A 10,349-nucleotide genomic window follows, 5' to 3' on the forward strand; every position below is an offset into this window, starting at 1 on the left:
GGATAAAGATTAGTGGCAATCACAATTAAACTCAATTCCCATTCCATCAATGATTTAGACCTATCGCCCGTCCAGACTGTGATTGATAAGTGGTTAACCGAGGGGGCGATCGCAAACTATGAGCAGCAGTTACGCTTTGAGTTTAACTACCCTCGCGAACCCAATGATCCACGGGAATGGTCAGAAATTCCGGAGATACGTCTGTGGTTTATCCGCTTGGATGTTCAGTATCCGTGGTTACCGTTTTTACTGGATTGGAAAGCTGGGGAACTCGCTCGCTATACGGCGATGCTGGTCCCCCATCAGTTTAATCGCACGGAAGGGATTCAATATAACCCAGAAGCCTTAGAAATTTTCATGATGCAAAAGGTTTTTGTGGTGAATAACTGGTTACAACAAATTGATTTACCCAACCAATCGCGCCTTAAATCCATGGCTCAAATGTTAGGGTATGAACTCGATGATACGTTGTTTCAGCTAATGTTCCCCCCAAAAAGAACTTGAGACATAAAGGGATGAGGACTTACGCACAGACGCTGTATACAGTAGGAACACGACAATGGTATGCTGGTGGGCAATGCCCACCCTACGGTATATCAATGGTTTCGACGCTCTAAAACGGCTTATTTCAGTGCCATTCCCTAGCCCCGCCAAACTTGTTTTAGTACATCATCAGGCTGAATATCGGCAATCCAACGAGTCGGTGATTGAATGCCAATATAGCGTTCTGATGGGGGTAGGAGTTTGTCAGCCTCAGTCGGACCAAACAAGGCAATCGTATACGTTCCCACAGCAACAGCTAGATGCATCGACGCGCTATCTGTACATAACAGTAAATTCGCCCCCGCAATCATTGCCGCTAATTTACCACTATCGGGAGGTGAGGTCATCTGTAAATTAGGACAGACTTGGGTGAGAGCGGCAACTAACTCAGTATCCTCCGAACCATGCAGCATAACCAGAGTTAGGTCAGGCTGTTTTTGGTGGATGTCTTCAATCACTTTTTGCCATTTATGGGCGGGATAAACTTTATCAATGTCCTGTGACTGATCGAGGTGGTTAGAGCCGCCGTCGATCATAATGTAACCGCTTTCTGGGATACCGAGGCGGGCTTGTTCCCCTTCTGCCCAATCCAGATCGGATTTTGGTACACGAATGGCAAGTTCTGGACAGGGGGTATTCATCCCTAACCCGGTGAGCAGGTCATGATACATATACGCCGCATACTGCTCCGTTTTCAGCGGTACAGTGTTGGTGAAAAACCACTTACCCTGATTATTTTCGTAGCCCACACGGATGGGAATACCACTCATCCAGAGCAATAGTCCCACTGACCACCGACGCTCTAGGGCAATTGCCGCATCATATTCGCGATCGCGGATAATCCCCAATAGGTTACCAAAATCTGCCAGACCATTGCGGTCTTTATAGTCAAAGGGTAATACTTCCTGGACTGAACCGGAAACCCGATAGGCTCCCTTGGCGCGGGGTTCCACAATCACATCGATTTCGGCGTCGGGGTAATTGGCTTTTAGGTCATCTAACGTCGGAAAGAGCAGCAGTTGATCGCTGATTCCTCCCGGAACAAGGGCTAATAGTCTCATCTGAATATAATTTAGAGCTTGTATATCAGCTCAATTTTAATGGACTGGTCGTTCCTAATTTCACGGAATTTTCCAGAAATTAGTTTGTCCGGATCACCGTGACAGGGTGAACTGCTACACCCCTGCTCCCATTGCTATTTGGCTTATGGGATTATGTTACGCATGATATTATACCTAGTGGTTTCATGGGATGAACCAGTAGTAGCATATTAGATTAGATCGGTCGGGACTAGAAATTTGGCATCAAAGGCGGAAGCTTGTGCATTTATTAATTCCAGCAGCGGGAATGGGACGACGGATGGGGAGCGATCGCAACAAGCTATTGCTCACTTTACTGGGTAAACCCTTGTTGGCATGGACGCTACTGGCGGCGGAAGCGGCGACGGAAATTACCAACATTGGCATTATTGGACAGCCTGGGGATCAGACTGATATTCAGGCAATTCTGGCGGATCTCGCCCTGACGAAAGCGGTACAACTGATTCCTGGGGGCGCAACTCGCCAAGAATCCGTGTATAATGGCTTGCAAGCTTTACCCTCAACGGCTGAACGGGTACTGATTCACGATGGTGCCAGATGTTTAGCCACATCCCAATTATTTGATCGCTGTGCGGAACACCTGAGAGATTGTTCGGGTTTGATTGCCGCGATCCCGGTTAAGGATACGATTAAAGTCGTTGATGAGTCAGATATTATCCAAGATACACCCGACAGGCGACGGTTATGGGCAGCCCAGACGCCCCAAGGATTCGAGGTATCGCTGTTGAAGCAATGTCATGACCAGGGACGAAAATTACATTGGGACGTTACCGATGATGCTGCATTATTTGAGCGCTGTGGGCTACCTGTACAGATTGTCGCAGGGGAAGAGACGAATCTCAAGGTAACCACACCCATGGATTTAGTGATCGCGGAGTTTATTCTGCGTCAGCGACTTGCAGCCAGTCATCAGTCATAAAGATCGTCATTTATCATTTGTTATTTGTCAAGGTTTAAAGACTATTTACAGAACTTAATAGTGTGAGACGAATTTCCACAAACCTACTAAAGTCAATTGTCCGAGCTGGTTTAACCAATAACCGTTTATCAATTTTATTTTATCACCAAGGATGAACTGAAATGAAACTTCCTACTTTTCTGATTATCGGTGTTCAAAAAGCAGGGACAACCTCGATTTATAACTATTTGAAACAACATCCCCAAATTTACATGAGTCCCGTTAAAGAAACGAACTTTTTAGAAAAGAACTGGGAAGAACTTGAAACGCAACGAAAAGCCAAGATTGACACCTTTGAGAAATATGGTCAGCTTTTTGAAGGGGTAACCGATGAAATTGCGATTGGGGAAGCCTCTCCTAATTATCTGTTTCATTATCAGTCATCCTCAGAGCGGATCAAGCGTTATGTCCCCAATGCCAAGTTAATTGCGGTCTTGCGAAATCCCGTTGACCGAGCCTATTCGGATTATTTAATGCATATCCGAGATGCCATTGACAAAGGAAGGCGAAACAGCTTGTCTGACCAAATAAAATACCGGGCTGATAAATCGTTTATTTTGCTCAAGGGATTTTATTATCAGCATTTACAGCATTTTTATAACGAATTTGACCGAGAGCAAATCCGAGTTTATTTGTATGATGACTTGTCTAAAGACCCAGTTAACTTCATGCAATCTATGTATCAGTTTGTTGGTGTCGATGATACCTTTTCGCCGGATGTCTCTAAAAAAGCTCAAGTTGCTCAAGTCCCCAAAAATACGGCAGTGAATAAGATGTTACGCAAAGAAAATCCCTTGAGAACGATAGTCAGGTCGGGACTCCGAGTTATTTTACCCCTGGAAATGAGACAAAGTATCCGTTCTCGCCTCATCCAAATGAACTCTCAAGATAAGAAAGCGGCTCCACTTTCGCCAGAGGAACGCCAGCAACTGATCGAACTCTATCGAGATGATATTCTCAAGTTACAAGATTTAATTCAACGAGACCTTTCTCATTGGTTAAAGTAGTCATTAGTCATTTGTCATTAGTCATTTGGTCGGGGCGGGTTTTGCAACCAAGCTAGGGATAACAATCAATATTAGTCCCTAAACCCGCCCCTACAAACAGATGCTTCTGTCATCACCTCTGGAACATGACTCCCCCAGCGAAAAGACGTAGCATGCTACGTCTCTACATTGCTTCTCCAGCTCTGTTTTTTGCTCGATTAAGCAGATAGTGCCATCTCTTGTTCGGTTTGAATCGGTAGCGTAATTGCAAATTCGGTTCCTTTCTCAGGTTCAGAGGTGACTTCAATTTTACCCTGGTGTTTTTTCACAATCTGGTAACAAATGGCTAATCCCATCCCTGTGCCTTTACCCACAGACTTGGTTGTGAAAAAGGGATCGAAGATCCGTTCTTTAACCTCCTCCGGAATCGCCGCACCGTTGTTCCAAACTGACACGCGAATCCAACGATTATCGATGGTTTCGCTACGAATAACGATTGTCGGTATAGCTTTACCCTGAACCTCTTCTAAGGCATCAATGGCATTGCTGATAATGTTGATAAATGCCTGATTGAGTTGAGCCGGATAACAATCAATTCGCGGTAATTGACTGTACTTTTTAACCAGGTTAATGTTTGGCTGGATGCGATGACCGACAAGCAAGAGAGTATTCTCTAGTCCTTCATGGATATCTGCCCGTTTTAACTGCGCTTCATCCAGACGACAGAAGTTCCGCAATGATAATACAACTTCCTGGATTCGTTCAGCCCCACTTTTTAAGGATGACAGCATTTTTGGCATATCGGCGATGAGGAAATCTAAATCCATCGCTTCGCTTTGTTCTTGAATCGCGCCGTTAGGCTGAGGATATTCTTGCCGATACAGTTCTAGCAAGATCAGTAAGTCGTTAATCGATCGCTTGGCATAATCCAGATTACCGTAGATAAAGTTAATCGGATTATTAATTTCATGGGCAATCCCCGCCACCATCTGTCCTAAACTGGACATTTTTTCCTGTTGAATCAGTTGGGCTTGGGTGTGTTGGAGTTCTCGCAGCGCTTGGGTCAATTCTTGCGTTCGTTCCTCAACGCGCTGTTCTAAGGTTTGACGCGCTAGTTCCAAGTCTTGGGTTGAGTCGTCTACCCATTGGACAAGCTGATTGAGAGATGTGGCTAATGAACCAACTTCATCGTTAGTGGTGACAGGAGTGCGAATCTCCAGATTGGATTCTTTGACGATCGCACTAGCAACGTGAGTTACTGTTTCGATAGGATGCGCGATCGCACGGCTGGTAATCGTGGCTAAAAGTACCGCGATACCCACCGATAGCAGTAAACTACTGACGATGATTCGCAGGCGTAAGGCTTCTGCTTGTGCTAGTTGTTGATGTACCTGAGACTGTTGCGCTTCAGCGTTAGTTTTGGCATCCTCGACATGATCGGATAGGTGATTGAATTGAGCCATCACTTGGCTGGTAGAGGGGTGATGCAGTGCCTTTAAGAGTTCTTGTTGTATCGCAGTAACCTCTTCTGGCTTCAGGTTCTCCGATTCACTGATTTGCCAGAGTGATTCAATCACTTGATTGTAGGCGTCTATATTCGCTTCATACTCCTGAAGCAGATGATGTAATTCAGCCGTGTTCACATCCACGCCATCGGGATAGTCTTGGATGAAGATATCTAACTCAGAGAGTAGGCGTTTCATCCGATCCACATCGGCTAAATACTGATGCTTTTGAGCGTCAATCTGGCTAGGATTTACCGAGGCGGTGAGTAGTTCTTGCGGATGCGATCGCACAGCCAATGTCGCATTTTCCAGGTTACTGAGGAGATGGTGCTGCTGATCAGCAACCCGTTCTTGTTGTTGGGCTTGGTCTTGATAATAATTACCGAGAATTAATCCTCCGGTTGTTCCCAGAATGGATAAGCCGATCGCCAAGGCGTAGCCGTAACTAATTTTCTGAGATATGCTGAGGTTGCGGATGCCTTCTTTGATCCAGGTGAAATGGAAAATTCCGGATAAATTCTTATTCAAATTTAATGGGTTTTGCTGACCCATTAAGGAATTTTGGGGAGAGACTGGGGGGTATCGGGAATTGGAAAAAAGCATAAGATAAGCCAAAAAGTGAGATAGATTGTCAGGTTTCCAGGGGAAGTGATGCATGATTTGCGAGAAACGATTGCATTAGCTAATCGGTATCATTGTTGACAAAAATACTTGAAGCTTGCGACAATTAGTAGATAGAAATTTAAGTTTGCCTGTTTCATCGATATACATTACCTTTTTACACGCTCTATCTATTAATTGTAGGAATAAAATGATAAAGTTTTTAACAAGTTTTCATTTAGAATTGATTAAACAAATAAAGTTAGGGTAAAGATTGAAGAGAAGAAGCGGGAAAAAGAATTCCGTTCAAGGGCTATCAATGAATGAAGTTGGCTGACCGTATGGATTAGAGGGACAACGACAGCGTGGCAGAGTTCTACGCGACTTATAAAGTAATGTAAAGATATTTAATAAAAGTCATCAATGGGTTAAAAAATATTAAAAACGTCCGGATCAGATTGGAAATAAGCCCAGATATTTGTTCGTTCAAGACTGTAGGGTAGGCAATGGCTACCTTGCCCCTATCAATAGGGTTTGCATCCTCAAATTGCGTAAGTTCTATTTTTTTGATGTGCAAGGAAGGAAGCACATTAGTGTTGTGATTTGGATCATCCCAATTCGCAAAAATGATTGGTACTGCGAACATTTGATCGCAGGAATCAACATGAATTTATACCTAGAAAGGGTGGAGATAATTAGTTAACTGCCGAAGTCAAATTGTAGTGACTCGGCATACCTAATTTGATGATTAGCCGCACGCTTTTGTTGTTTCCCCCTCATCCCCTAACCCCTTCTCCCACCGGAGGAGAAGGGGAACCATCACTCTCAGAGGTGATATCATGTTCGCCTTTCCGCCGGAACGTCTCTACAACAGTTCGTTTGTCCTAATCGATGTGTCTACTGCTATAACTAAGCTGTTTGGCATTTAAACCTTAATGTCAAGAATGGCGCAGTCTTTGTCGGGCGAGGATCTTGCTGGCTACTAATACCCAATTTCAATGCATGATTGATTATTTAACCGCCGATGTGTCCGCTATACCCAGCAAAGGTTCTAGCAGCTTGCGTTCTTCAATGGGTAGGCTAAACAAAACACGCTTATTGCCTTTTGTTTGCTTATAGCGAACAGCAGTATCGAGAAGACGGAGAGGGATTTGAAATTCAGGATAATCACTCGCCAATTCTTGCCACACCTCCAGCCAGGTTTGTGCGGCTTTATCACTCACCATTTCTGACATTAGTGTGGGAACGCTTTTCACAAGCCCCTGTCCTAATGTAGAAATAACCTGGTGTTTGTGGTAAAGTTCGATGAGGGTTTTGATGCGCGATCGCCATATCTCTACATTGTTACTGCTGTTGAACAAGATGTGGGTAATTAACTTGGCATCATCTGCATCAGCTTCATCGTCAAGGGTAAGATGTTGAAATGCGTTCTCTAGTGCAACAATCCCGTCATCCCAGCGATTTAATCCCAAAATGGCAATAGCACGGTTCAAGAAAACAGAGGAGTCTTGACACCCCAGTTCAATGGCTTTGTCACAGGATACCAAGGCTTCCTCGTAGCGTTCGAGATTGTCTAGCACCCAACCTCGGTTGTACCAAGCCCAGGCATAATTAGGGTCAAGCTCAATGGCTTTGTTATAAGATATCAAGGCTTCCTCGTAGCGTTCAAGTGTGTCTTGTACCGCGCCTCGTACTCCCCAAGCTCGTGCATCATTAAGCTCAAGTTCAATAGCTTTGTCGCAGCATGTTAATGCTTCCTCGTAGCGTTCAAGATCTGCCAGCACCTTTCCTCGTATTACCCAAGCTCGTGCATCATTAGGCTCAAGCTCAATTGTTTTGTCGCAGGATATCAAGGCTTCTTCATAGCGTTTAAGATCTTCCAGCAGTGTGCCTCGTAGTTCCCACGCTGGTGCATAATTAGGCTCAAGCTCAATGGCTTTGTCACAGGATACCAAGGCTTCCTCATCGCGTTCAATAGCTGCCAATACCGCGCCTCGTAGTCCCCAAGCTGATGCATAATTAGGGTCAAGCTCAATGGCTTTGTCACAGGATACTAAGGCTTCCTCATAGCGTTCAATAGCTGCCAATACCGCGCCTCGTAGTCCCCAAGCTGATGCATAATTAGGCTCAAGCTCAATGGCTTTGTCACAGGATATCAAGGCTTCCTCATAGCGTTTAAGATTGCTCAAGCACCATCCCCGTTTCAACCAGTCCTCTGCTTGACCGCGAATTGTCACCAACTTCTCTGCTAGTTCCAAAGCAGTCACATAATCTTCCTTCTCAAAACAATCTTTATACTCCTGCAAACACGCGGCGATGCGAGGATCTTCATCTTCATTGTCCATCGCTTGAAGTGCATAAAGAATATATTCTCGTTCTAGAACAGCATCAGAGGGGAGTGGTTTTAAGCGTTGCTGATACTGGAGATCATCATTTGTTACTCCTAATCGCTGTAATAACTCTTCCTTCGTATACCAAATCCGTAAAAAATCGACAAATAACTGTATCGGTTCCCCCCGTTGCTTCTTCACCTCCAGACAAAACCGCATCAAGGTTTCCCGCATCTCATAAAAAGACTCCCGCCCGATCGCGTCAGATGTGACATACCCTTTCTCCCGCAAATCCTTAAGCTGACTGGATGTGGTTTGATGCGTCAGAAAACAGCGCTGGGCAATTTCTTTCACTGGAACCCCATGGCGGCGATCGCACAAAAATTCAACGATCTTCCGTTGCTGCGGCGACAGAGACGCCATCCGCGCCTGATAATAGGGCGTCAAATCATCCAGCATCCGCATAAACGGTTCCACTAATTCATCCAAAGACTGGCGGGTGAGGAACTCTGAGAAAATCACATAAACCCGGTGATTTCCCCCAGCCAGATGATGAACCGCCTGGATGCGATCGCGTCCCCTTGACTGTCGGATAAAGGACTCTAATTCGCGATCGCCTCTAACTCTGGCAATATTGGCTAATAACTGTATCGCTTCCTCAACGGTTAAATCTTCTAAGTGATTAATGTGGAAAAACTCATAAAACAGCGATTTCTCTTTTTTTACCTCATCGAATAAACTCTGGGACGTTGCCAGAATTGTACAGCAAGGATTCTCTTGCAAAAAAGCATGGAGTTGTTTTTGCCCTTTTTTACCCAACCCAGAAAAGATATCATCCAGGTTTTCTATCAATAGGAGTAAGCGATTCTCTCCGATGATTTCCTTTAATAAGTCTGCCCCAGCATGTTCCGCCTCATCCGGCGACAATTCATAAAGTGATTCAACCCGCTTAATTAACCCTTCTCGTCCCCCCTTTACCTGGATTTTGGCAAAATCTCCATCATTTTCCTGAAGCGCCCGAAATATCCGCAACAGCAAATCCAGAAAGGAGGTAACGCCCCATTCGTCCTCTCGTAACCAGGCGATTAACAGGCGATTTTGCAACGCTTCCCGCTTGCGAATCCGGTGATACACCAACGAGACTAAATGCGTTTTGCCAATACCCCGTGGTCCAATTAACAAAGTGTGATGCGGCGACAGGGTAAGCACACTATCGCTAATGCGTTCCACAATATCTTCGGCTAACTGATGACGCTGCACAAAGATGGCTTCTAAATCTTCATGCTGCATCAAACTGGGAGTAAAACGAGACACTTTCATGTAAGTCACTGAATTAAGCCCTGAACTAAAGTTCGGGCTAAAAGCTAAAACCCGTTAAAACGGGTTGAAAGACTGACCCAGTAAGCTCGATTCTTACTTGAGCTTTGACGCGGAAATTTATTTCCTGGCTTCCAAGTTGGCGATATTCCGTTTAAGTCGAATTGCACTGAAATAAACACTTTTGGTTCGCTGAAACCCTTGATATACCGTAGGGTGGGCACTGCCCACCAGCATACCAGTCAGTACCATTGCGCTTAAGTCAGTGCCATTCAAGTTCCCTTCCCTTGAAGGGGAGGGTTAGGGAGGGGTCTGTCTCAATGGAGATTTTTGAGCTTAAGTTGATACCAATGCGTCATGAATTCCTCCTACTCACACCGTTGTCCAACCTGGATATTTTCATTGTATGTCATTTTTGACGTACTGAATATAAAAATACGACAATTTTATTGTATATTTTTTAGAGGGCGTGCTATCCTTGCCCTATAAGCAGTTGAGCGCCCCTAGCTGGAACTAGAGACGCTCTCGATTGCTTACAAATTCAGTTGAGCGACTGGCTGCAACCCATGACGCTCTTTGATTTGTTTATTTGTTGTTTATGGTCTCGAAAGACCAAAGGATACCCATGCGTAATAGGAACAGTATACCCATGTCTAATAATAACAAAGAACAGGTCATCCTAGTTAAAGCGACTCCCCCTGATCCGCCTCTACCCCCTGAATCCGGGAATATCAGCTCCCTGATGGTGAATGGCGGAGTAGCGGTTGCTGTAATTCTGGCAATGGCATATTTCTCGCAAACTCAGCTTAAGTCAATTGCTGAGTTGCTCAAAACGGTAAACAAGCCCAGGAAATAGGTCAAACTGTCTTACTGTTCCCCTCTTGCTCCCCTCTTGCTCCCCTCTTGCTCCCCTCTTGCTCCCCTCTTGCTCCCCTCTTGCTCCCCTCTTGCTCCCCTCTTGCTCCCCTCTTGCTCCCCTCTTGCTCCCCTCTTGCTCCCCTCTTGCTCCC

General features: G+C 45.1%; 7 protein-coding genes. 4 read left to right on the forward strand and 3 right to left on the reverse strand.

Going from position 1 to position 10,349, the window contains the following annotated elements; all coding sequences use genetic code 11:
• Window positions 1-12: 12 nt before the first annotated feature.
• Complete coding sequence (locus tag RIC07_RS22400; protein ID WP_006105681.1) at window positions 13-504, forward strand: CRR6 family NdhI maturation factor; 492 nt, start codon at window positions 13-15, stop codon at window positions 502-504.
• A gap of 137 nt (window positions 505-641) precedes the next feature.
• Here the strand turns inward: RIC07_RS22400 and RIC07_RS22405 are convergent, their stop codons facing one another.
• Window positions 642-1,604, reverse strand: coding sequence for a glycosyltransferase family 9 protein (locus RIC07_RS22405; protein WP_446380005.1), 963 nt, complete (start codon window positions 1,602-1,604; stop codon window positions 642-644).
• Between the two features lie 259 nt (window positions 1,605-1,863).
• Between RIC07_RS22405 and ispD the strand changes: the two genes are divergently transcribed.
• Both ispD and RIC07_RS22415 read left to right on the forward strand, forming a co-directional pair.
• Window positions 1,864-2,562: a 2-C-methyl-D-erythritol 4-phosphate cytidylyltransferase gene (ispD, locus tag RIC07_RS22410; RefSeq protein ID WP_446396452.1), complete on the forward strand. Its 699-nt coding sequence runs from the start codon at window positions 1,864-1,866 to the stop codon at window positions 2,560-2,562.
• A gap of 161 nt (window positions 2,563-2,723) precedes the next feature.
• The gene (locus RIC07_RS22415; protein WP_446396453.1) at window positions 2,724-3,608 is read left to right on the forward strand and encodes a sulfotransferase family protein; all 885 of its coding nucleotides are present in this window, start codon (window positions 2,724-2,726) and stop codon (window positions 3,606-3,608) included.
• Between the two features lie 197 nt (window positions 3,609-3,805).
• On the opposite strand, the gene RIC07_RS22420 is transcribed toward RIC07_RS22415, so the two are convergent.
• Both RIC07_RS22420 and RIC07_RS22425 read right to left on the reverse strand, forming a co-directional pair.
• Entirely contained in the window at window positions 3,806-5,620 is a 1,815-nt protein-coding gene (locus RIC07_RS22420) for an ATP-binding protein (protein ID WP_446396454.1), read from the reverse strand.
• Window positions 5,621-6,702: 1,082 nt separating this feature from the next.
• Window positions 6,703-9,342, reverse strand: a complete 2,640-nt coding sequence (locus RIC07_RS22425; RefSeq protein ID WP_446396455.1) for a tetratricopeptide repeat protein — start codon at window positions 9,340-9,342, stop codon at window positions 6,703-6,705.
• 646 nt (window positions 9,343-9,988) lie between these two features.
• Here RIC07_RS22425 and RIC07_RS22430 point away from each other — a divergent pair.
• Window positions 9,989-10,195, forward strand: a complete 207-nt coding sequence (locus RIC07_RS22430; protein ID WP_446344227.1) for a hypothetical protein — start codon at window positions 9,989-9,991, stop codon at window positions 10,193-10,195.
• Window positions 10,196-10,349: the final 154 nt, after the last annotated feature.

Source organism: Coleofasciculus sp. E1-EBD-02, from assembly GCF_040218245.1.
Lineage (GTDB): Bacteria > Cyanobacteriota > Cyanobacteriia > Cyanobacteriales > Coleofasciculaceae > Coleofasciculus.